General features: G+C 55.2%; 19 protein-coding genes. 4 read left to right on the forward strand and 15 right to left on the reverse strand.

Annotated elements, in window-relative coordinates; genetic code table 11:
- Nucleotides 1-99: 99 nt before the first annotated feature.
- From thyA to rppH, 4 genes are all read right to left on the reverse strand, one after another.
- On the reverse strand, nt 100-894 hold the full coding sequence (gene thyA / locus ACN0VL_RS07180; RefSeq protein WP_417615921.1) for a thymidylate synthase: 795 nt from the start codon (nt 892-894) through the stop codon (nt 100-102).
- On the reverse strand, nt 891-1,709 hold the full coding sequence (gene lgt, locus ACN0VL_RS07185) for a prolipoprotein diacylglyceryl transferase (RefSeq protein WP_417615923.1): 819 nt from the start codon (nt 1,707-1,709) through the stop codon (nt 891-893). The genes thyA and lgt overlap by 4 nt, the downstream gene beginning before the upstream one ends.
- Before the next feature lie 200 nt (nt 1,710-1,909).
- On the reverse strand, nt 1,910-4,195 hold the full coding sequence (ptsP, locus tag ACN0VL_RS07190; protein WP_417615925.1) for a phosphoenolpyruvate--protein phosphotransferase: 2,286 nt from the start codon (nt 4,193-4,195) through the stop codon (nt 1,910-1,912).
- 24 nt (nt 4,196-4,219) lie between these two features.
- Nucleotides 4,220-4,732 (reverse strand): RNA pyrophosphohydrolase, encoded by a 513-nt coding sequence (gene rppH, locus ACN0VL_RS07195; protein WP_417615927.1) that lies wholly within the window; start codon nt 4,730-4,732, stop codon nt 4,220-4,222.
- A 680-nt stretch (nt 4,733-5,412) separates the two neighbouring features.
- Here rppH and mutH point away from each other — a divergent pair.
- Nucleotides 5,413-6,084 carry a DNA mismatch repair endonuclease MutH gene (gene mutH, locus ACN0VL_RS07200; protein ID WP_417615998.1) on the forward strand — a complete coding sequence of 224 codons (672 nt, stop codon included), beginning with the start codon at nt 5,413-5,415 and terminating at the stop codon, nt 6,082-6,084.
- 58 nt (nt 6,085-6,142) lie between these two features.
- On the opposite strand, the gene ACN0VL_RS07205 is transcribed toward mutH, so the two are convergent.
- From ACN0VL_RS07205 to ffh, 6 genes are all read right to left on the reverse strand, one after another.
- Nucleotides 6,143-7,324 carry an MFS transporter gene (locus ACN0VL_RS07205; RefSeq protein WP_417615929.1) on the reverse strand — a complete coding sequence of 394 codons (1,182 nt, stop codon included), beginning with the start codon at nt 7,322-7,324 and terminating at the stop codon, nt 6,143-6,145.
- A 646-nt stretch (nt 7,325-7,970) separates the two neighbouring features.
- A complete protein-coding gene (gene rplS / locus ACN0VL_RS07210; protein WP_417615931.1) occupies nt 7,971-8,333 on the reverse strand; it encodes a 50S ribosomal protein L19 in 363 nt (120 codons plus the stop codon).
- Nucleotides 8,334-8,365: 32 nt separating this feature from the next.
- A complete protein-coding gene (trmD, locus tag ACN0VL_RS07215) occupies nt 8,366-9,115 on the reverse strand; it encodes a tRNA (guanosine(37)-N1)-methyltransferase TrmD (RefSeq protein ID WP_417615932.1) in 750 nt (249 codons plus the stop codon).
- Nucleotides 9,116-9,142: 27 nt separating this feature from the next.
- Nucleotides 9,143-9,664 carry a ribosome maturation factor RimM gene (rimM, locus tag ACN0VL_RS07220; RefSeq protein ID WP_417615934.1) on the reverse strand — a complete coding sequence of 174 codons (522 nt, stop codon included), beginning with the start codon at nt 9,662-9,664 and terminating at the stop codon, nt 9,143-9,145.
- 25 nt (nt 9,665-9,689) lie between these two features.
- Nucleotides 9,690-9,941 (reverse strand): 30S ribosomal protein S16, encoded by a 252-nt coding sequence (gene rpsP, locus ACN0VL_RS07225; RefSeq protein WP_188628620.1) that lies wholly within the window; start codon nt 9,939-9,941, stop codon nt 9,690-9,692.
- Between the two features lie 210 nt (nt 9,942-10,151).
- Nucleotides 10,152-11,546: a signal recognition particle protein gene (gene ffh, locus ACN0VL_RS07230; RefSeq protein WP_417615936.1), complete on the reverse strand. Its 1,395-nt coding sequence runs from the start codon at nt 11,544-11,546 to the stop codon at nt 10,152-10,154.
- Between the two features lie 143 nt (nt 11,547-11,689).
- Between ffh and ACN0VL_RS07235 the strand changes: the two genes are divergently transcribed.
- Both ACN0VL_RS07235 and ACN0VL_RS07240 read left to right on the forward strand, forming a co-directional pair.
- Complete coding sequence (locus tag ACN0VL_RS07235; protein ID WP_417615938.1) at nt 11,690-12,478, forward strand: cytochrome C assembly family protein; 789 nt, start codon at nt 11,690-11,692, stop codon at nt 12,476-12,478.
- Between the two features lie 64 nt (nt 12,479-12,542).
- Nucleotides 12,543-13,808, forward strand: coding sequence for an HlyC/CorC family transporter (locus ACN0VL_RS07240; protein WP_417615939.1), 1,266 nt, complete (start codon nt 12,543-12,545; stop codon nt 13,806-13,808).
- 159 nt (nt 13,809-13,967) lie between these two features.
- Here the strand turns inward: ACN0VL_RS07240 and ACN0VL_RS07245 are convergent, their stop codons facing one another.
- From ACN0VL_RS07245 to rlmD, 5 genes are all read right to left on the reverse strand, one after another.
- Entirely contained in the window at nt 13,968-14,423 is a 456-nt protein-coding gene (locus ACN0VL_RS07245; RefSeq protein ID WP_417615941.1) for an Rrf2 family transcriptional regulator, read from the reverse strand.
- Nucleotides 14,424-14,605: 182 nt separating this feature from the next.
- Nucleotides 14,606-15,241, reverse strand: a complete 636-nt coding sequence (locus ACN0VL_RS07250; protein WP_417616000.1) for a tetratricopeptide repeat protein — start codon at nt 15,239-15,241, stop codon at nt 14,606-14,608.
- A gap of 219 nt (nt 15,242-15,460) precedes the next feature.
- Nucleotides 15,461-16,264, reverse strand: a complete 804-nt coding sequence (gene mazG, locus ACN0VL_RS07255) for a nucleoside triphosphate pyrophosphohydrolase (protein WP_417615943.1) — start codon at nt 16,262-16,264, stop codon at nt 15,461-15,463.
- A gap of 101 nt (nt 16,265-16,365) precedes the next feature.
- The gene (gene relA, locus ACN0VL_RS07260; protein ID WP_417615945.1) at nt 16,366-18,582 is read right to left on the reverse strand and encodes a GTP diphosphokinase; all 2,217 of its coding nucleotides are present in this window, start codon (nt 18,580-18,582) and stop codon (nt 16,366-16,368) included.
- Nucleotides 18,583-18,591: 9 nt separating this feature from the next.
- Nucleotides 18,592-19,908, reverse strand: coding sequence for a 23S rRNA (uracil(1939)-C(5))-methyltransferase RlmD (gene rlmD / locus ACN0VL_RS07265; protein WP_417615947.1), 1,317 nt, complete (start codon nt 19,906-19,908; stop codon nt 18,592-18,594).
- 80 nt (nt 19,909-19,988) lie between these two features.
- Between rlmD and barA the strand changes: the two genes are divergently transcribed.
- The gene (barA, locus tag ACN0VL_RS07270; RefSeq protein ID WP_417615949.1) at nt 19,989-22,685 is read left to right on the forward strand and encodes a two-component sensor histidine kinase BarA; all 2,697 of its coding nucleotides are present in this window, start codon (nt 19,989-19,991) and stop codon (nt 22,683-22,685) included.
- Nucleotides 22,686-22,749: the final 64 nt, after the last annotated feature.

Here is a 22,749-nt window from a genome sequence, read left to right on the forward strand (position 1 = left end):
TCGGTAAACCCGAGTTTTAAATCAAACTATACGCCATCTTCCGCAACCAGGATGAAATACAACACCAAATCATCGGTCATGCAACCCATCATGTGGTAGTCAGACCGCAACGGGGGCCTTGATATGAGGATGGGCCTGATAGTTTTCCAGTACAAAGTCCTCAAAGGCATAATCAAATAACGAGTCGGGTTTGCGAGCCAAATGGAGACGTGGCAGCGGGAGTGGCTCTCGGGTTAATTGTAGTCGTGCCTGCTCCAAATGGTTGCTGTACAGATGCACATCGCCCCCCGTCCACACAAAGTCCCCGACTTCCAGCCCCGCCTGCTGGGCCAGCATATGGGTCAGCAGCGCATAACTGGCAATATTGAAGGGCAAGCCCAAAAACACATCGCAGCTGCGCTGATATAGCTGGCAGGACAACTTGCCGTTCACCACATAAAACTGAAACAGCGCATGGCAAGGGGCCAGCGCCATTTGCTCAAGCTCACCCACGTTCCAGGCCGAGACAATAATACGGCGGCTGTCGGGGTTGGTTTTAATGGTGTTCAGCGCCTGACTGATTTGATCGATGGTGGTGCCGTCGGCCCCCTGCCAGCTGCGCCACTGATGGCCATAGACAGGGCCCAGATCGCCGTTTTCGTTGGCCCATTCGTCCCAGATGCGTACCCCGTGCTGCTTGAGATAGCCGATATTGGTGTCGCCATTCAAAAACCACAGCAGCTCGTGAATTATCGATTTTAAATGGCACTTTTTCGTGGTGATCAGCGGAAAGCCTTCGGCCAGATCGAAGCGCATTTGATGGCCAAACACCGACAGGGTACCGGTGCCGGTTCTGTCTTCTTTGGCCGCGCCGTTATCCAGCAGGTGCTGCATTAGATCCAGATAGGCTTTCATACTGTTTTTTCTCCATTACCAAACCAGTGGGGGCGACCGTAGGCGGCCCATATCATAATAGTGCCGGCCAGCATCATGGGCAGGGATAATAATTGCCCCATGCTGAACAAGTCGAGGTAGAGTCCGAGCTGGGCATCCGGTTCTCGTACAAATTCAACCAGGAAGCGAAACAGGCCGTAGCACAGCAAAAACAGGCCGGACACCACGCCACGAGGCGGACGCGCACGCCAGGCCAGATTCAGAATAATCAGCAAGGCCACCCCTTCCAGCGCAAACTGATACAGCTGGGAAGGATGTCGCGGCAGCATGCCCGCCGCGGGAAAGATAATGCCCCAGGGCACCTCCGTGACCCGCCCCCACAACTCACCATTGAGAAAGTTGCCAATGCGACCGGCCCCCAGACCAAACGGGATCAGGGGAGCAATAAAGTCTGATACGGCAAAAAATGTTTTCCCCTGCTTGCGGGCGTACAGCCACAGCGCGGTAATCACCCCGATCAAGCCACCATGAAACGACATGCCGCCGGTCCAGATTTTGATGAGGTAGACAGGATCATCCAGAAAAGCATCAAACTGATAGAAGAACACATAACCGACGCGGCCCCCGACGATCACGCCAAGAAAGCCATAAAACAACACGTCTGAGACCTGATCACGCGTCCAGCCTGAACCGGGTTGTGCCGCGCGACGATTCGCCATCAACCAGGCAAACAAGAAGCCCAGCAAATACATCAAGCCATACCAGTGCACCGCAAGCGGGCCTATTTGTATGGCGACGGGGTCGAAACCCGGGAACACCCAGTGGCTCTCAGACATGCATTTCTCCACAAACAACAAAATGTGGCTATTGTGCAATTTGACAGGAATAAATACCAGCGGCTTTACGCCGTCGCGTGAAGGAGGGACCAGGTGGGACGTCGAATTTATTCGACCTTTTTAAGGCTCGCTCCCCCTGCTGGTCGATTGAAGTCGCCCCTGCAAGAGAGAGTGTTTTTCTTGATCCGACAGCTGATGCCTTACGGCTGACTACTGCCTAATGGCTTGGGACCCCGTAGCAGGCCGCCCAGGCCGCGCTCTTCAAGATAGCGGCCAAACAAGTCTTTGATGAGACCCACCTGCTGCTGATTGAGTACTTCCTGCAACAGCTTTTGCAGCTCATCAAAACGAGACTGTCGCACTATGTACTTGATGCGCATGATATTGCTGTTATTCATGCTAAAGCGGCGGTACCCCATGGCCAGCAGCACCAGCACCCCTATGGGATCACCGGCCAGTTCACCGCAAATAGACACCGGCTTGCCGTAACGCTCGGCCTCGTCAAATATCAGCTGCAAGGCGCGTAATACCGCCGGATGAAAGGCATCATAAATGTTGGCCACGCGGCCGTTATTGCGATCCACCGCCAGCAGATACTGGGTCAGGTCATTGGAGCCCACCGACCAGAAGTCCACCAGGGGCGCCAGATCCGGGAGCAGATACAGCAGCGACGGCACTTCTATCATCACGCCCAGGCTGGGGTAACGGATTTCCCCTTTTTGTTCCGCGGTTTCGTCTGATACTTCGCGCCAGGCGCGATCCAGCATGCGCCGCGCCACCCGCACTTCATCCAGATTGGTTACCATGGGCAACATGATGGACAGATTATCCAGCCCCTGGCTGGCCCGCAGCATCGCCTTTAACTGCACCAGGAAAATTTCCGGGTGATCCAGGGTCAGGCGAATGCCCCGCCAGCCAAGAAAGGGGTTTTCTTCAACGATGGGGAAGTACGGCAGCTGCTTGTCTCCCCCCACATCCAGGGTGCGCATGCATACCGATTTTCCCACATAGCTGGCCATGACACGGCGATAGCTAATCACCTGCTCCTGCTCCGACGGAAAACGGTCGTGCATCATGAAGGGAATTTCGGTACGAAACAGCCCTATGCCGTCCACCGTATCGTTGCTGCTGACATCGCTGTCGGCACTCAGACCGGCATTCAGCAACAAGGAAACCTGAATGCCGTCCAGGGTGACGGCTTTTTCATGGCGGGTTGTGGCAAACAGCTCGTCCATTTGCTCTTCCTGGGCGATCAGTCTGCGATATTCCCGCAATACCGATGGCACAGGCTCCACCAGCAGATCCCCGTTATAGCCATCGACGATCAGGGTTCTGTCTTCCAGCAATTCAAAGTTATGGTCGATGCCCATAACCGCAGGAATGCCCATGGAGCGAGCCAGAATGGCGGCATGAGAGTTAATCGAGCCTTTTGCCGATACGATGCCCTTTAGCTTGCTCGGGGGGATTTCGGCAATCAGGGTGGCGCTGATTTCATCCGCCACCAGAATAATCGGCTTGTCGAGGGCCAGCGTCAGCATGCCCTCGTCTTCATGGATCAGCCGCGTCAGCAGCCGCTGCCCCAGATCACGGATATCCGCCGCCCGTTCGCGCAGGTAAGGATCCGTCATCACGCCAAACTGGGCTATTTGCCGCTCACAGACCCGCTTTACCGCGCTACCGGCAATCCAGCCCTGATTAATTTCGTTCCGGATCTGGTTGATAAATACCGGATCCTTGAGAATGTACTGATAGACCTCGAAGACCGCCATCGACTCGCTCGCCTGGGACTCCTGAAAGCGCAGTGCCATGCCATTGAGCTCGTTCTCTACCTGGATCAGTACTTTATCCAGCCGCGCGTGCTGCAGCTGGGCATCGTCCGACTTTCGTTCTTTCACCTGATCGAAGGTGACTCTGGGCCGCCAGACCCAGGCCCGGCCAATGGCCACCCCGGGAGAGCCCGCCAGCCCCCGTAATGCGCCATGCCAGTTGGGCGAGCGCAAGTTGCCTTTCGCTTCTGCATGGGCAATCACGGTCGCCAGCTGAGACGCCAGGGTCACCAGAAAAGACTCCTCCCCTTCTTCAAACAGCCGTTCCTGCTTTTGCTGGACGACCAGCACCCCCAGGGTGGTTCGCTGGTGAATAATGGGCGCGCCCAGAAAAGAGATAAAGGCGTCTTCACGGGCTTCGGGAATGTATTTGAATTTGGGGTGAGATCGGGCGTCGGCCAGGTTTATCAGCTCTTCCTTATCGCCGACCAGCCCCACTATGCCCTCGCCCAAGGGGATTTTTGCACGGCCCACGGCGCTGGCAGCCAAACCGTCGGTGGCCGCCAGCAGGTAGTTCTGTCTGTGCTGCTGGCGCAAATAAATAGAGCAGCAGTCCACCTGCATGGCATGGCGCGTTTGACGCACCAATTCATTCATGGCGTCATTAAGGTCAGAGCTGGCCGTTACCTGTTGAACGATTTCCCGCAATTCCTTTAACACTGCCGCCTACTCCTGTCTGGGTACTTATCGGTGCCGCTTTCGACTGTCTCGTCGCCCCTGCTCTGCCATCACAATGGGGGCAAACTCTTTTAATACTCGTCGATAGACTTCCCGTTTGAAAGAAACCACCTGTCGCACCGGGTACCAATAGCTGACCCAGCGCCAATCATCGAATTCGGGCTGACCGTGACAGCCAAACTCGATATGTGCTTCATCTTCGGATTCCAGCCGCAGCAAGAACCACTTCTGCTTCTGCCCAATGCAAACCGGGTTACTGTCCCAGCGCACCAAACGCTTGGGTAGCTTGTACTTCAGCCAATGACGAGTCACCGCCAGCAAGGTTACATGCTCGGGCCTGAGCCCGATTTCTTCATACAGCTCTCGGTACATGGACTGTTCCGGTGTTTCGCCGTCGTCCACTCCCCCCTGGGGAAATTGCCAAGAATGTTGCCCGTAGCGTCTGGCCCATAGTACCTGGCCTTTGCGACTGCAGAGCACTATGCCTACATTGGGACGAAAACCGTCACCATCTATCACGCAATCACCAGACTAAAAAAATAACATAAACAGGATTGTTCCATATTCCCCTATTCCCGGCAAATGAAGCTGCTGGCCTGAACCGGCACAGCCATGTTGAATAACTTGTGTTTTTGTCAATAGTTATGAACAGAAAAAGAATTCCTACTCTTCCGCTTGCCCCCAAATTGTGTGGATAAGCTTGTGATAAAGGCTGTATAGCTTGAGATCTTATCTTATAATCACTCGTGAGGACACCGTAAAGTGCTCTTAGAAATAAAAACACAACGCTTTATAATCAACAACTTAAAGTCACAAAAAAGGATCTTGCTGGATCTTTTCACAGCCCGTATAAAAATGACTCCATTGTTAGCAAGTTCCACTGTACAAAAAACAACCACAATCAAGTTATCCACAAATCAAAGATAAACAAAGCGCCCAGAGCAAGAAAAAAATGCCATTTATTCGTATTTGATGGCGGTTAAAATAGTGAAGTTGCTGTTATCACCCGTTATCCAGAAATTCTGTGGATAAGCAGGTAGAACAGCCTGTTTATAGACGGGTAAAACCGGTATATGATGCCGATGATAAAAACACCAGTAACGTGCCAAACTTATAACTCTTTATAATCAATACCTTACACAAGTTACTGCCACTCTGGTCTGTACTCATGCCTGCTGGAGAATAATGATATTTTGAACATCCCGAACAATCATCCTGCTTCCCTTCACAGCTTGCTGAATCGTGCCGAACAACTGGCCGGTTTGTCATTGGGTGAGCTGGCAGACAGACTGGCGGTGGCCACGCCGCCGAACCTGAGACGTGACAAGGGCTGGATCGGCCAGCTACTGGAGCTGGCCTTAGGTGCCAGTGCCGGATCCAAGCCCGAGCAGGACTTTCCCGAGCTCGGCGTAGAGCTCAAAACCATTCCGGTCGATCACCGGGGCAAGCCACTGGAAACCACCTTTGTGAGCGTGGCCCCTCTCACCGGTATTAGCGGCCTGCGCTGGCAAGACTCGAATGTTCGCAACAAGTTATCCTGCGTGCTGTGGATACCCATTATTGGCGAGCGCAAGCTGGCTCCGGGCCACAGAATGATAGGCCAGCCTTTATTATGGCGGCCCAGCGCAGAACAAGAGCAGTTGCTACGCCAGGACTGGGAAGAGATCATGGAGCTGATCAGCCTGGGGCAGGTACAGAGCATCAGTGCTCGGCACGGTCAGGTCTTGCAGCTACGGCCCAAGGCCGCCAACAGTCGCGCGTTAACCGAGGCCATTGGCGACCAGGGGCAGCCGATCATGACGCTGCCGCGGGGGTTTTATCTGAAGACGCAATTTACCGCCGCCCTGCTGGCCCGGCATTTTATGCTTTAACTGCTGTGAGGGGTGAGGGGTTCACTTAACCCTTTCCCCCTCACCCTTTACGGGATTTTTATAGCTGTTCGCTGACCGCCGTACCTGGCGCTTGTTCATTGAGTCGCCAAATCAACATGCCCACCACCAGGATCCAGGGAATCGCAAACAGGTTGAGCCATATCCAGCCCAGCATCACCAGCCCCTGGCCGGCGAACAGGCTGCCCAGGGCCGCCGCCGTGAACACCAGAAACTCGTTGATGCCCTGCACCTTGGCTTTTTCGGCTGGCTGATAACTAAAGGTCAGTAAGTGGGTGGCGCCAATAAAGGTAAAGTTCCAGCCTACGCCCAACAGCAGCAAGCCCCACCAATAATGCCAGAATCCCTGCCCGGACAAGTTAACCGCCACGCTGAACAACAAGGCGGCACAGCCCCATAAAATCACCCTGCGCGTGGTATAGCGCCGGATCAGGCTGCCGGTAAAAAAGGAAGGGATAAACATGCCCAGCACATGCCACTGGATCACATAGGCGGTGGCGTTGAAGTCGTGTTGATCCTGATTCATGGCCAGCGGCGTCGCGGTCATGATCAGCACCATGATGCCATAACCGATCATGCCCGACGCCACCGCTGCCAGCAGCAAAGGCTGGCGAAACAACTCGTGATAGCTTCTGATCCTGGCCTGAACAGGGCTGGTAGTAGGCTTGGGCAGGGGCAGCAGCACGATTAATAACAGTGCCAGCAGGTACAGGGCAAACAGGCCATAAAATGCCCCGGCATACGGGCTGGCGGCATGCCAGTCCTGGGAGAGTATCGCCAGGTTGGGGCCGATAATGGCGGCCAGCACGCCACCGGCCATCACCATGCTGATGGCCCGCGAATGCTGGTCCACGGCACAGGCTTCGAGGGCGGCAAAGCGATATTGCTGCCCCACACCAATGGCAATACCAATGAGAAAGGTGCCGAATGCAAAGACAACCAGGCTGCTGTCAACCAGTCCCTGCAATGCCACCCAGGTGCCCAGCAGGCCAATCAGGTTGCCCAGCACGAACCCCGTTTTTCGCCCCAGCTTTTGCATCAGGTGTGCCGCCGGCAAGGTGGCGGTGATCAAGCCTATAAACTGGCAGGCAATGGGCAAGGTGATCAGCGCCGGATGCACGGCCAGCTCTTGGCCCACCAATGCAGAGATGGAAACCAGTAAAATATTACCCGACATCAATAACGCCTGAGCCACCGCCAGACCCCATACCGTAACAGGCATTCAAACTCCTTATCTCAGCACCAAGTGACGCGTATCACACCGTACGCCTTACGCTATCAGTAAAGAACCAGGTTCGGTACCTATCTTACACCCAAGCCGTCATCCTGACGGAGATCGGGATCCCGCCTTTAACAGAGAAGAGCGATGTTTGCCTTGTACGTCCGCCATACCCCGTCAGGCTTCCCGCTTTGTGTTCGCCTCACACCTCACGCCTCATACCAATCTAAGTAAAAACATGATCTATTTTAAAGCTGAGTACCAGAGGAAACAGAGTCAACTCCCACGACACGCCATAAACCCATCCCTGGGGGCTCGGGAAATGACATCCCTGTCATTTCACGGTCGTGGGAGCCGAACTCTGTTGCCTCTCCACAAGCACTGAGTGGTCTGTAGATAGCACCTACAGGCAACTCCGCAGCTGGGGGCGGATGAAGGGATCTACTCCACCGACCATCACATGACAAGGAGGTCATGTGTTTGAGCGCCACAGGGAGGTGCTTGCAGCGTGTCGGTGGAGTAGACCCTTCGTTCGGCCTTTCCAGAGCAGCTAAATAGACCAGTTACTAACTCAGTTTGGTATCACTCTCACCGGCACATAACAAAAAGGCCCGCAAATGCGGGCCTTTTGACACAACCGGTCGGCTTATTACTTGCTGCCGCGCGGAGTAAGACGCTCTTTAATACGAGCAGACTTACCGGCACGATCACGCAGATAGTAAAGCTTAGAGCGACGCACGGCGCCACGACGCTTCAGTTCTACGCTGCCGATCAACGGGCTGTGAGTCTGGAAAGTACGCTCAACGCCTTCACCGTTGGAAATCTTACGTACGGTGAATGCAGAGTGCAGGCCACGGTTACGCATAGCGATAACAACGCCTTCGTATGCCTGCAGACGCTCTTTGCCGCCTTCGGCAACGCGTACTTGTACACGTACGGTATCACCTGGGCTGAACTCAGGGATATCGGTACGCAATTGTTCGTCTTCAAGCTGCTTAATAATGTTGCTCATGATATTTCCTTACCTAGGGTAAACTGAAAACTCTACTGTTCAGATTCGCGATGTTCACGAATGAATTGGGCAAGAAGCTGCTCTTGCACGTCAGTCAGAGCTAGGTTATTCAAGAGTTCCGGTCTTCTTAACCAGGTACGACCCAACGACTGCTGCATTCTCCAACTGGCCACTTCGGCGTGGTTGCCACTCAACAACACTTTGGGAACGGCCATCCCCTCCAGTTGTTCAGGGCGCGTGTAGTGAGGATGATCCAACAAGCCTTCGGTAAAGGAGTCTTGCTCGGCACTCGCCATGTCACCCAGGACGCCAGGCACCAAACGGGCCACCGCATCCACCAGCACCATGGCCGGCAACTCACCACCACTGAGCACATAATCCCCGACCGACCACTCTTCGTCGACATCGGCCTGAATAACACGCTCGTCCACACCTTCATACCGCCCGGCGACCAAAATCAATTTCTTGTTGGTGACCAGTTCGGTTACGCCTTGTTGATCCAGCTTGCGACCCTGAGGAGAAAGATAAATCACTTTAGCTCCCTCACCCGCCGCTTGCCGCGCCGCCGCTATGGCATCACGCAGTGGCTGCACCATCATCAGCATCCCGGGTCCGCCCCCATAGGGCCTGTCATCGACAGTGCGGTGTTTGTCCCGGGTGAAATCCCGTGGATTCCAGCATTCAAAGGTCAGCAGACCATCTTTTACGGCCCGCCCGGTTACTCCATAGTCAGATACTGCCCGGAACATCTCCGGGAAGAGGCTAACAACCCCTATCCACATGATTTTCTCCGTGCAATGTGACCCGAGTTAAAAATCCGGTTCCCAATCAATTTCTATGATGCTGTCTGCAATATTCACAGACTTTATTACCTGATCATCCACAAAGGGGATTAACCGCTCGCGTTGACCAAAAGCATCGTTGGCATTCGCTTTTACTACCAGCACATCGTTAGAACCGGTTTCCATCAGCTGAGTCACCAGGCCAAAATCATAACCTTTGGTGTTCTTCACCCGACAACCGATAAGATCGCGCCAGTAGAATTCATTTTCGGGTAATGCGGCAAAAGACGCTGCACTCACCGCAATGTCGGTGCCGGTAAGCAGTTGTGCCTGTTCGCGCTGATCGATATCAATCAGTTTGCAAATCAGACCCTTGCCATGACGTTTCCATGCAGTTACCTGTATTTCACGCCAGCCGCTACCGTCTTTCATCAGCCAGGGCCGATAATCGAAAATGCCTTCTGGTTGGTCGGTAAAGGAGTTGACCTTCAACCAACCTTTAATGCCGTAAACGGCGCCCAGTTGGCCTACAACTACAGGTTCGCTCACTTTAATTCCCTACCTTTAACAAGACTTAAGCCGCTGCTTTGGCTGCGTCTTTTACCAATTTGGCTACACGCTCGGAAACGGTAGCGCCTTGGCCAACCCAGTGGTTGATGCGCTCAAGGTCCAAACGCAGTTTTTCTGCTTGGCCAGAAGCAATCGGGTTGAAGAAACCGACTTTCTCGATGAAACGGCCATCGCGAGCATAACGGCTATCTGCAACAACTACCTGGTAGAACGGACGCTTTTTTGCGCCACCACGTTGTAAACGAATGGTTACCATATCGTCCTCTATATACTGAAACAAACAAGGTCCGCAGACAGTGCGAACCTTGGCTTAAAATAAGCTGCGCAATTGTACTCCAATACGATGACAATGCAACCAAATTGGTATCTTCTCACCACCGATATTCGGACGTCCATCCGCTTGGGTCGAGACCCATTACCGGCCAGGAACGCCATCGCCGCAGCCGTGGTATTTCAGGCGAGTCACCTAGAAGGGGCCCCGTCCACCGCCGCCACCCATGCCGCCCATACCACCCGGGCCCATCATGCCTTTCATCTGACTCATCATCTTGCGCATGCCGCCCTTGCCAGACATCTTTTTCATCATCTTCTGCATCTGGGTAAATTGCTTGAGCAACTTGTTGACTTCCTGCACTTCGGTGCCGGCACCCAGGGCAATACGGCGCTTGCGCGAGCCCTTGATTAAATCCGGATGACGGCGCTCTTTGGGTGTCATGGAGCTGATAATGGCCTCCATGCGTACCGTCAGCTTGTCGTTCACCTGATCTTTCACGTTGTCGGGTAACTGACTCATGCCCGGCAACTTATCCATCAGGCTCATCATGCCGCCCATGTTGCGCATTTGCGCCAGCTGATCGCGAAAGTCTTCCAGATCGAAGCCCTTGCCTTTTTTCAGCTTCTGCGCCATTTCGGTGGCTTTGTCTTTATCAACCGAGCGCTCCATCTGGTCGATCAGGGACAGCATGTCCCCCATGCCCAGAATACGCGACGCGATACGCTCGGGATGGAACGGCTCCAGCGCATCAACTTTTTCGCCCATACCGATAAATTTAATCGGCTTGCCAGTAATATGACGCACCGACAGCGCGGCACCGCCACGGGCATCACCGTCGGCCTTGGTTAATATCACACCGGTCAACGGCAGCGCTTCACTGAAGGCCTTGGCGGTATTGGCCGCATCCTGCCCCGTCATGGCATCAACCACAAACAGGGTTTCAACCGGATCGATGGCCTGATGCAGCTGCTGGATTTCATCCATCATTTCTTCATCGACGTGCAAACGCCCGGCGGTATCCACCAGCAAGACATCGAAGAATTGCTTGCGCCCGTAATCAAGCGCATTGCGGCCGATCTCTACCGGCTTTTGCTCGATGTTGCTGGGGAAGCATTCGACCCCCAGATCGGCGGCCAGGGTTTCCAGCTGCTTGATGGCCGCCGGACGATAGACGTCGGCACTCACCACCAGTACTTTTTTCTTGTGGCGCTCTTTCAGGTATTTGGCCAGCTTGCCCACAGAGGTGGTTTTACCCGCCCCTTGCAAACCCGCCATCAGGATCACCGCCGGCGGCGTGACCGACAGCTTGAGTTCCTCGTTGGCCTCGCCCATGACGGCGACCAGCTCGGCATTCACTATTTTAATGAAAGCCTGGCCCGGACTTAACGACTTGGAAACCTCCTGGCCCACCGCCCGTTCTTTTACCCGGTTCACGAATTCACGTACCACCGGCAATGCAACGTCGGCTTCCAGCAATGCCATACGCACTTCACGCAGGGTTTCTTTGATATTGTCTTCGGTTAGACGACCGCGGCCACTGATATTCTTCAGGGTGCGTGACAGCCTTTCGGTAAGATTTTCAAACATGATGTAGCCCGCAGTTGGCGATAATTGCTTCTAGTATACCCAAGTTATCCGCCGAACTTAAGCAGGCTGGCTGGCGATATGCTTTGTGTTAAGGGTATACTGACAATTCTTCTAATTTCACCGGTTAATGGCTTAAATTCATTATGGAATTGCTTGCTGTTTTGGCGATGGCATTTTATCTGTTGGCGGCCTTCGCCTGTGTGCATAACATGCTCAACCCCCGAAACGAGCGGCGCCGCTATAGCCTGATGGCTGCGCTGTGCGCCATGCTGCTGCACGGCCTCTGGTTATTCGACACCGTCGTACTGGTTCCCGGACAGAACCTGAGCATGCTGAATGTGGCGTCCCTGGTCAGCCTGATTATCTGTGTGCTGATGACACTGCTGGTGACCCGTTTCAAAATCTGGTTACTGATGCCACTGGTATATGGCTTTGCCGGCACCTTGCTGGCGGCGGATGTACTGCTGCCCGGCTACTATAGTATGCACCTGGAAACCCGGCCCGAAGTGCTACTGCACATCGGCCTGGGACTCATGTCTTATTCTCTGCTGGTCATTGCCTCCTTGCTGGCCATTTTGCTGGGTTTTCTCAATAACCGCCTGAAAGCACACAAATTGTCCAACCTGCCGGCCATGCCGCCCCTGATGACCATAGAGCGCTACTTGTTCCGGCTTATCTTTGCCGGTGTGATACTGCTGACCCTGTCCATCTCCAGCGGTCTGTTCTTCCTGCAGGATATGTTCGGCCCCGGCAAAGCCCACAAGGCCATTCTTACCATTCTTGCCTGGTGTGTGTATGTAGGTTTACTCTGGGGACACCACCGCCTTGGCTGGCGAGGCCGCAAGGTCATCTGGAGCAGCGTGGTTGGCAGCCTGCTGTTGACTCTGGCCTACTTTGGCAGCCGTTTCGTACGTGAGGTGCTGTTGGGTTAACGACTTGACAGCACGAGAGCAACACCTTAGTAATTGATTAGTTTTATGACACAGGACGGTCTGCTTGGACGAAATATCCACGGGTACCCTCGGCGGTATCCTGATAGCCTTACTCTTTGTATCTGCTTTTTTTTCCAGTTCGGAAACCGGCATGATGTCGTTGAACCGTTACCGGTTACGGCACATGGCGCAAAACAACCACAAGTCAGCCCTCAGGGTTGAAAAGCTGCTGGCTCGGCCCGATCGGCTGATCGGCCTGATCCTGATCGGCAACAACCTGGTCAACATTCTGGCGTCGGCCATTGCCACCCTGCTCGCCATCCGCCTGTTTGGCGATTATGGCGTGGCCATTGCCACGGTTGCCTTGACGGTCGTGGTGCTTATTTTTGCAGAAGTAACGCCCAAGACCCTGGCCGCCCTCTACCCGGAACGGGTGGCCTTTCCGGCCTCGTTACTGCTCAAGCCCTTGATGGTGCTGCTGTATCCGGCAGTCTGGATGATTAATGCCATTTCCAATGGCCTGTTGAGCCTGTTTCGCATCAACCCCAACGGCCCGGATGACAATGCCATCAGCTCGGAAGAGCTGCGCACCATAGTGAATGAGGCCGGCGCCCTGATCCCCCGTCGTCACCAGGACATGCTGGTGTCGATTCTGGATCTGGAGAAAGTGACCGTCGATGACATCATGGTGCCCCGTAACGAAATCTACGGCATCGATATCACCCAGGACTGGAAAACCATCAGTCGTCGCCTGATGCAGAGCCCCCATACCAAGGTCTTGCTGTACCGGGATACCATAGATGATGCCCTGGGCTTTATTCACGCTCGCGACGCCCTGCGTCTGCTGGCCAAGGACGAATTCAGCAAGTCCAACCTGATGCGCGCCCTGCGCGAGCTCTACTATATTCCCGAAGCCACGCCCCTTAACGTACAGCTGGTGAAATTTCAGCGTAACAAGGAGCGTATCGGTCTTATCGTGGATGAGTACGGGGATATTCAGGGTCTGGTCACCCTGGATGATATTCTGGAAGAAATTGTCGGGGACTTTACCACCACCATCAGCCCGACCCTGAGTGAAGAAATCAAACCCCAGGCGGACGGCACTTATCTGGTAGAAGGTTCGGCCAGTATTCGCGATATCAATAAAGAACTGGGCTGGCAGCTACCCAGTGATGGGCCTCGCTCGCTCAATGGCGTAATACTGGAGTATCTGGAAGACATTCCCGAAGCCAATATCTGCTTGCGCGTCGCCGGTTATCCGATTGAAATTCTGGAAGTGGAAAACAACATGGTCAAGCTGGTCAGAGTGTTGCCGCATTATTTTCAATAACGATAAAACAAAGCGGTAAGCTATCTGGTCAAGCCGTAAGCGGTAAGCTAGAAGCTGTCAGTTCAGATCAAATGCAAAACACCCAGCAACGCAGGGCTAGGTGCCGTTTTTCTGACAGCTGACGGCTTATGGCTTATGGCTTGTTTTAGTCTTATGGCGTTATTTCAGGTTGACGACTTTTGCGGGCTCCAGCTCGCTGAAGATGACCATCAGCTCGTCCCGGTTGTCGGTGAGATCTGCCAGTGTATAGCCGTCCATCACCTGCAGGAAGGCCTCCATGGCCAGCTTCAGTGCATCTTTCAGCCGACACACCCGCACCAGGTAACAGGCAGGGCTGCCACAGTCGATGCCGTTGAGGTTATTTTCAAGCGAGCGGATCACCTGGCCCACGTTAATGTCGGCCTGGGGCCGCGCCAGACAGATACCGCCATTCTTGCCACGCACCGCGCGAATATAACCTTCTCGCGCCAGCTGATTCACCACCTTGACCAGATGATTACGCGATATCTGGTAAACCTCGGACACATGAGCCACAGACGTTAGCTCACCTTCGGGCAAGGTCGCCAGATACATCAAGGTTCTCAGACCGAAATCGGTATAGGTAGTCAACTTCATGTTGGCATATCCTGAATAGGCAAAACACACATATATAATACACATTCGTACCTTGATGTGTGACATTAAATGTCAATATAGCCGCCAACTGCGGTGGTAAACCGCCTGACTTATCACTCGCTATTCGCCTGACTGAACTGCACCTAACAGCACCCAACACTGGGGGCCTGTTCATCCTTAGCTTAAAACAACAGCCGATTATTCAACTCTTTTACCTTGTGCGCCGGCATTCTTGCCGCCAGGGCAGCGCTGAGCCGCTGCACCTCCTGGTACTGTTTTTTATCGGCAATCACCATTTTTTTAAGCCATAAGTAAGCTTGGGGGTAATCGAGTGGGCTGCCGGTGCCCTGCAACAACCAGTTGACCCAGGTCAGCTGCGCCTTTTCCAGCCCCAGGCTGGCCGCTTCCTGCATCAGGGGCGCCGCCCGCTCCCGGTTTTTCTGTACCAGGGTGCCTTGATAATAGTAACGGCCCAGCTGCTCCAGCGCCGCTGGCAAGCCCTGGTTTGCCGCTTTCCACATCATCTCCAGTCCCCGGCGGGGCTGCTGGGGGACACACACACCCCACGCCAGCATGTCGCCCCACAAAAACTGGTAAGCCGGCAGGCGCAATACCTCGGCCCTGGCCTCTATATCCTGTACCAGCTGACAATTATCCCTGTCACGCACCCGCTGCAGGTGGCGATTGCCATTAATCCACTCGATCAGCTCATGCTCTTCATACAAGGGGATGGCGCGCAGCTCATCACTCTCGGGCGACGGCTGTGACGCAGTCGGGGCTCCTTTAACTGCGGCTGACGTCTGTCCGACGGCCAGCATCGGCAGACTCAAGCACAGCAGCAATAATCCGTATCGACCTTTCATGGGCGCTCCTCCTGCACTGGGTATCGGCAGGGCACGTTAAATATTGAGCCGATTGATAAGTGAAAGGTAAGGCCTGAGGCGCAACATAGTGTTTTTAGTGTGTTCCCCTCACGCCTCACCCCTTACCCCTCACCCCTTACCCCTTACCCCTTACCCTTTACACTTCACCTTGTTCTAGCCTTGCTCTATTTTGGCCTGACGCCAGTAGCCGTCGAGTTCGTCCAGCGTGCAGGCGCGACTGTCTTTGCCATCGCCGTGCAACGCCTGCTCTACCGCCCGAAAGCGGCGTTCGAACTTATCGTTGGCGCGGCGCAGCACCGCCTCGGGATCCTGCTTGAGATGGCGCACCAGGTTGACACAGGCAAACAACACATCGCCCAACTCATCGGCAATACGCTCCTGATCCTGCTCGGCCTCCTCCAGCTCGGCCATGACTTCGTCCAGCTCTTCATGGATCTTGTCGATCACCGGCGGCAGTTCGCGCCAGTCAAACCCGACGGCTGAACAGCGCTTTTGTATTTTGTTGGCACGGCTCAGGGCCGGCAAGTTACGGGGAATATCATCCAGCACGCTGGTGGCGCTGGCATCAAGGGCCCGGCGCTCTTGTGCCTTGGTTGCTTCCCAATTGGCCTTGATTTGGGCTTCGCTGTGCAATGCCGCTTCGCCAAACACATGGGGATGGCGTCGCACCAGCTTCTCGCTGATGGCCTGCACGACGTCATTGAAATCAAATTGCGCCTGCTCTTTGCCCAGCTGGGCATAAAACACCACTTGAAACAGCAGGTCACCCAACTCCGCAGGCAACTCGTGCAGCGCCCCTCTGTCTATGGTGTCGGCGACTTCATAGGCCTCCTCCAGGGTGTGCGGCACTATGCTGGCAAAGTTCTGCTTTTTATCCCAGGGACAGCCCTGCTCCGGGTCTCTTAACGCCGCCATAATGGCAAGCAAGTCGTCCAGTGAGTAATGTTCCTGCTTCATGGCTGAATTCCTGATACGAAGAAATGTGAGGAGGGAGACGCAAGGGGTGAGGCGTGGGGGGCTCCCCCTGACGACTTACGTCTCACGCCTCACCTTGCGTACTACAGCCGCTTGGCTTCTATGATATCCGGCAGCTGGCTGATTTTGGCCAGGGCGCGGCTGAGGGTATCGATATTGTAAATTTTCAGCTCCATATCCATGGTGGCCGTTTGCTGCTTGCGGTTGGCCCGGCTGCTGAACTCGGTCACATTGATCTTTTCGTTGGCCAGAATGGTGGTGATGTCTCGCAGCAGGCCCGAGCGATCGTTGGCCACCACGCGCAAGGTCAACTGATAGCCGCCGGCATTATTTTCACCCCACACCGCGTCCACCACCCGCTCCGGATGCTGGCTCTGCAACTCCTTTAATTGCTCACAGTCGTTGCGATGAATCGAAATGCCCCGCCCCTGGGTAATAAAACCGACGATTTCATCACCGGGGATGGGCTGGCAGCAACGGGCTATGCTGGTCAGCAAGTTGCCGACCCCTTGCACCACCACATGGTCTTTAGACTTGGTATCCGGTGCTTTTCTGGCAGCCTTGAGCGCCAGCTGGCGCAGTACCGCTTCATCTTCTTCGGCGCTGGTGGGCTTTTTATGCTGCGCCTGCAAAAAGTTAAGCAGCTGATTAATACGCAAATCACCGCCACCTATGCCCGCCAGCAAGTCGTCAAGGTGCGCCACGTTAAAGCGCTCCAGCACCGACTTGTTGAGCAGGGAAAAACTCAGCCCCAGTCGTTCCAGCTCTTTTTCCAGTACTTCTCGCCCGGCAAGAATATTTTTATCCCGATCCTGCTTCTTGAACCAGGTGGCCACCTTGGAGCGCGCCCGGCTGGTACGCAAAAAGCCCTGGTTCGGATTCATCCAGTCGCGACTGGGATTGGGCTGCTTCTGGGTGATGATTTCCACCTGATCGCCGGTTTGCAGCTGATAGGTGAAAGGAACGATGCGGCTGTCGATTTTGGCACCGATGCAGCGATGGCCAACCTGGCTGTGAATGTAGTAGGCAAAGTCGAGCGGCGTGGCGCCCAGCGGCATATCGACCACTTCCCCCTTGGGAGTGAACACATAGACTCTGTCTTCGAATACCTGGCTGCGCAGTTCATCCACCAGAGAGCCACTTTCGGCCATGTCTTCCTGCCAGGCCAACAGCTTTCTCAACCAGGCAATTTTATCCTCGAAGCCACTTTGCTTGCTGCCGCCGCTGCTGCCTTCCTTGTATTTCCAGTGAGCAGCCACCCCCAGCTCTGCATCCTGATGCATTTGTTCGGTACGGATCTGAATTTCCACCGTCTTGCCTTCAGGACCAATGACCACGGTATGAATCGACTGGTAGCCATTGGGTTTGGGGTTGGCGACGTAATCATCAAACTCCCGGGGAATATGCCGCCACTGAGTATGTACCACGCCCAGGGCACCGTAACAGTCTTGCAGGTGCTGGGTCACGACACGCACCGCCCGCACATCGAACAGCTCGTCAAAATCCAGATTTTTCTTCTGCATTTTTCGCCAGATGCTGTAGATATGCTTGGGTCGGCCATAGACTTCGGCGGTCACGCCCGCCTCGGCAAGCGACGCTTTCAAGCCTTGCACAAACTCATCGATATAAGCTTCGCGGGCCAGGCGCTTTTCGTGCAACAGCCTGGCAATCCGCTTGTAGGTATCCGGGTGCAGGTAGCGAAACGAGAGATCTTCCAGCTCCCACTTCAACTGCCCAATACCCAGTCGGTTTGCCAGCGGCGCATAAATATTGGCAATTTCCTTGGCCACCAGCACCCGGGTTTCTTCGTCTGTGTCTTTGACTTCACGCAGGCAGGTGATGCGCTCGGCCAGCTTGATCACCACGGCGCGCACATCTTCCACCATGGCCATCAACATGCGGCGCACCCGATCGACCTGAACTTCCGAGTCGGTATCGCCGTGCACATGCTGCAACGAACGAATGGCGTCCATGTCGGCCACCCCCTGCAGCAGGCGACTGATGGTACTGCCAAAGTCGCTGCCAACCTGCTCCAGAGTCAGGTGCCTGCTTTCAAGAAAAGGGTACAGCAAGGCGGCTTTTATGGTGTCGATATCCATGCTCAGGGTCAGCAGAATACCCACCATTTCAATCCCTTGCGCCTGCAGTCTCGGCAGAGCCTCCACCGGAACCTTGAGTTGCAGGCAATACTCATAAAGCGCTTTCAGTTGTTCCTGCTCGTCTGCCGAAAACGGCAGGCTGCTCGCCCATTCATTCAGGCTGAAGTTAACGGTGAGATGAGTATTGCGTACTGCAACCATAACGACCCCTTAGCTGAGTTCAAACAAGGCCATTGCTTCGCAATGCGCCGTATGGGGAAACATATCAATCAAACAAAGCCGCTGCAGCTGGTATCCCGCGGCCAGCAGCATCTGACTGTCTCGTGCCAGGGTGACGGGATTGCACGACACATACAGTAAGCGCTGGGGCGCCATCTGGCATAAATAAGGCATCACCAGCTCGGCACCCGCCCGGCCCGGGTCCAGCAACACCCGCTCAAACCCCTGCAGCGCCCAAGGCTCCTGCGTAAAGTCTGCCGCCAGGTCGGCCCGGTAAAAAGAGGCCTGGGTCAGACCGTTATCTTCGGCGTTTCCTCGTGCCTGCTCAACCATTTCCATCACACCCTCTACCCCAATCACCGGGTGGCCCGCCGCCGCCAGCGGCAAGGAGAAGTTACCGATGCCACAAAACAGATCCAGTATCGGCTGTGTGGGCTCGGGAGCCAGCCAGGCCTGTGCCTGCTTGACCATTTGCGTATTCAGGGCGGCGTTAATTTGAATGAAGTCGCCGGGCGTGAAAGACAGCTTTATATTATCTATCTGATAATAAAGTGAAAAGGGAACATGTAAAGGTCGGCGGCCAGTATCATCCTGTAAAAACAGCGCCACATGTCTGCTTTGCGCAAACGACAACAGCAATTCCAGATCCCGCGGCGACAGCGTACCGGTATGACGCAGCAGCAAGGCGACCCCTTCGGCTGCATCATAAAGCTCGAGGTGACCCAACTGTTTTATGGCTTTCAGCTGGTTCAATAACTGGCGCAACGGCGTGATCAGCGCCGACAACACAGGGCGCAAGACACCACAGTGTTCAATTTCAACGAGTTGATGGGACTGGCTGCGCCGAAAGCCCAACGCCACCCCCTTGCCCTGCAGTCGAATGGCCAGTCGCGCCACGCGTCTGTAGCCTTGGTCCTGAGTCTGTTCCAGCCACTCCAGCTCGGGCAGCGGTTCAATGCCCTGCCGGGAAAACAGCCGCCTCACCGCCTCGGCTTTTACGGCACGCTGCTCATCGACCGGCATGTGCTGCAGCGAGCAGCCCCCGCACTCGGCACTGTAGCGGCAAAAGGGCTTCAGCCGCGTTGGGGAGGGTGTCAGCACCTTGACCAGACTGGCAGTCTGGTATTTGTTGTTTTGTACCTGCAGTCGCACCCGAACCCGTTCGCCTTTCAGGGCGCCGGCCACAAACAGCGGCCGCCCCTGATGGCGCGCTATGCCGACTCCCAGCATATTCAAGTCGACAACAGTCACGTCCAACAACGGCTGGTTCTGAGGTTTGGACTTGTTTTCCTTAAAGAACTGAACCATAAACGTGGAGCCCTCGAAGCGGCTATGTCATCATAAGCATCTGTTGATTTGATGCGCGTATTGTCCCACATTAGCCCACTATGACCAAATACGGCCTGCGAGCCAGAATACTCGCTTATACCATAATACCCACCTTGCTCATTGGCATATTTCTGGCCGGTTATTTCTCCGTGAGCCGCTATCAGCAGTTGGAAGAAGCCCTGATCCGTCAAGGCGTCAACGTGATCGAGCCTATGGCACTGGCCAGCGAGCTGGCGTTGACCAGCCGCAACCGCGAATCCCTCAACCGTCTGCTGAGTAATATCCATCGCAATAACAGCCCCTTGGTCAAATCCATCGCCCTGTTTGATGATCAGGGCAGGCTGCTGGTGACCTCAAACTATCATCGCGACTTTAACCGCCTGCGCTTGCCCGATGACACCCCGATTCCCCATTCGACGCGGGTCGCCAACAGTGAAGACGGTATTATTCTGCGTACGCCGGTACTGACCGACAATATTCAAACCGACTCTTCCTGGGAAGAGGTATCGACCATTCCCATCGGCTATATTGCCATGCAGCTGACCAACGACTCGGCCATGCTGATCCATTATAAAGACAGCTTTTTTGCCGGTCTGATCGTGTTGCTGGGGGTGGGCCTGAGCGGCCTGTTTGGTGTCAGGCTGATCCGCGGCGTCTCGCAACCCATCTCCGACATGGTGAGCGCCGTCTACAAGATTCGCGAAGGCCGGCTCGACACCCGAGTACACGGCGAGTTTACCGGCGAAATGGAAATGCTGAAAAACGGCATCAATGCCATGGCCAAGTCGCTGTCCGAATACCATGAGGAAATGCAGCAGAATATCGATCAGGCGACCTCGGATCTGCGAGAAACCCTGGAGCAGATCGAAATTCAGAATATCGAGCTGGACATGGCGAAAAAACGCGCCCAGGAAGCGGCCCGGGTCAAAACCGAGTTTCTGGCCAATATGTCCCACGAGCTGCGCACCCCGCTCAATGGCGTGATTGGCTTTGCCCGCCAGCTGCAAAAGACGCGGCTTACCTCCAACCAGCTCGACTATCTGAAAACCATTGAACGATCGGCCCAGAACCTGCTGGGCATCATCAACGATATTCTCGACTTCTCCAAACTGGAAGCGGGCAAGCTGAAAATGGAGCAAATTCCCTTTTCGCTACGGGATACCCTGCAGGAGGTGATGACGCTGCTCGCTCCCAGCGCTCACGACAAGGGCCTGGAGCTCTCGCTGCGGGTCGATGCCGCCGTTCATGACAGCCTGATTGGCGACCCCTTGCGGCTGCAACAGGTACTGACCAACCTGGTGGGCAACGCCGTCAAGTTTACCGAACAGGGCAACGTGGACGTCCGCGTGGATGCTCGCCCCGCAAGGCAGCCCGACAAGGCCGCGCTGCGCATCCATGTGCAGGATACCGGCATCGGTATTTCCGACAGCCAGCGCCGCCAGCTGTTTCAGGCATTCAATCAGGCCGACTCCAGCATTTCCCGTCGCTACGGCGGTACCGGCCTGGGGCTGGTGATCACTCAGAAGCTGGTGCACCAGATGGCCGGTGATATTGAACTGCACTCCGAGCTGGGTACCGGCTCCGTGTTCAGCTTTACCCTGGAGCTTAACCGCGCCTCGCTGCCCCTGGCCGAGCCCCTGCCCCTGGGCGAGCTTAGTCATAAAACCGTACTCTACCTCGAAGAAGACAACTTCAGCCGCCGCGCCACCACCGCCCTGCTGCGGGAATGGGGGGTCCAGGTGCTGCACGAGCCCGGTAGCAACCTCGGCATCGACTGTACCCTGCTGGGGTTTGGCCCCAATGCGCTGCCCAGCCAGATAGAAGACGCCATTCGCCAGCAAATAGCGCAAGACCGCAAGGTCATGGTGTTGCTCAGCTCAACCGATCCGACGCTGGCAGACGGGCTGGTGAATGCCGGCGCCGAGCTGTGCCTGAGCAAGCCGGTTCATTATCAGAAGCTGGCCCAGGCGCTGATGGGACAGGACCTTGTCGAGCATGAAGGGCTGTTGCAGATCACCCTGGCCCCTCCGGCCCAGAAACAGGCTTTGCGGGTGCTGGCCGTGGATGACAACCCCGCCAACCTGAAGCTGATTAGCGCCATGCTCAATGAGCAGGTCAGCCAGGTAGAAACCTGCTCCAATGGTCAGGAGGCGCTGAACCTGGCCACCCTGAACCGCTACGACATCATCTTTATGGATATACAGATGCCCCTGCTCGACGGTATTCAGGCCTCCCAGGAAATTCGCGCCGGCAAGGGGCCTAACGCCAGCACCCCCATAGTGGCCGTCACGGCCCATGCCATTCAGGGAGAGCGCGACCGCTTGATGCATCAGGGAATGGATGATTACCTGGCCAAGCCCATAGATGAAACCATTTTGGCCAACATCATCAAACGCTTCGCCCACCGCTCCCAGCCCAAGGGGCAAATCGACTGGTCACTGGCCATCCGCCAGGCGGGTGGCAAAGTGACCCTGGCCAAGGAGATGCTCGAGCTGCTGTTACAGAGCTTCGACGAGTTCAGCCCGCTGCTCAATTCCGCCCTGTCGGGCAACCTGGACGAGCAGCAGCTGTATCCGCCCTTGCACAAGCTGCATGGCGGCACCGCCTATTGCGGCGCTCCCCAGTTGCAGTCTCTGCTAGCAGAGCTGGAAAAAGCCCTGCTGGCCAAGCAGACCATAGAGGATCTGGAGCCCGAGCTGCTGGAGCTGGAAGAGCGCATTGGTCAGGTACGAGAAGAAGCGAAGCTGTATTTATAAAGCGTGAGGGGTAAGGGGTGAGGCGTGAGGCGTGAGGCGTAAGGCGTAAGGCGTAAGGCGTAAG

It is taken from the genome of Oceanisphaera sp., assembly GCF_048268965.1.
In the GTDB taxonomy this organism is placed as follows: domain Bacteria; phylum Pseudomonadota; class Gammaproteobacteria; order Enterobacterales; family Aeromonadaceae; genus Oceanimonas.

Excerpts from the sequence above, each read along its gene's own strand:
- lgt (WP_417615923.1), bottom strand. The coding sequence starts at position 1,709 with ATGTCTGAGAGCCACTGGGTGTTCCCGGGTTTCGACCCCGTCGCCATA.
- ACN0VL_RS07250 (WP_417616000.1), bottom strand. The coding sequence starts at position 15,241 with ATGCTGGCCGTCGGACAGACGTCAGCCGCAGTTAAAGGAGCCCCGACT.
- thyA (WP_417615921.1), bottom strand. The coding sequence starts at position 894 with ATGAAAGCCTATCTGGATCTAATGCAGCACCTGCTGGATAACGGCGCG.
- relA (WP_417615945.1), bottom strand. The coding sequence starts at position 18,582 with ATGGTTGCAGTACGCAATACTCATCTCACCGTTAACTTCAGCCTGAAT.
- trmD (WP_417615932.1), bottom strand. The coding sequence starts at position 9,115 with ATGTGGATAGGGGTTGTTAGCCTCTTCCCGGAGATGTTCCGGGCAGTA.
- rplS (WP_417615931.1), bottom strand. The coding sequence starts at position 8,333 with ATGAGCAACATTATTAAGCAGCTTGAAGACGAACAATTGCGTACCGAT.
- rlmD (WP_417615947.1), bottom strand. The coding sequence starts at position 19,908 with ATGGTTCAGTTCTTTAAGGAAAACAAGTCCAAACCTCAGAACCAGCCG.
- ffh (WP_417615936.1), bottom strand. The coding sequence starts at position 11,546 with ATGTTTGAAAATCTTACCGAAAGGCTGTCACGCACCCTGAAGAATATC.
- ACN0VL_RS07245 (WP_417615941.1), bottom strand. The coding sequence starts at position 14,423 with ATGAAGTTGACTACCTATACCGATTTCGGTCTGAGAACCTTGATGTAT.
- ACN0VL_RS07205 (WP_417615929.1), bottom strand. The coding sequence starts at position 7,324 with ATGCCTGTTACGGTATGGGGTCTGGCGGTGGCTCAGGCGTTATTGATG.
- mazG (WP_417615943.1), bottom strand. The coding sequence starts at position 16,264 with ATGAAGCAGGAACATTACTCACTGGACGACTTGCTTGCCATTATGGCG.
- rpsP (WP_188628620.1), bottom strand. The coding sequence starts at position 9,941 with ATGGTAACCATTCGTTTACAACGTGGTGGCGCAAAAAAGCGTCCGTTC.
- barA (WP_417615949.1), top strand. The coding sequence starts at position 19,989 with ATGACCAAATACGGCCTGCGAGCCAGAATACTCGCTTATACCATAATA.
- ACN0VL_RS07235 (WP_417615938.1), top strand. The coding sequence starts at position 11,690 with ATGGAATTGCTTGCTGTTTTGGCGATGGCATTTTATCTGTTGGCGGCC.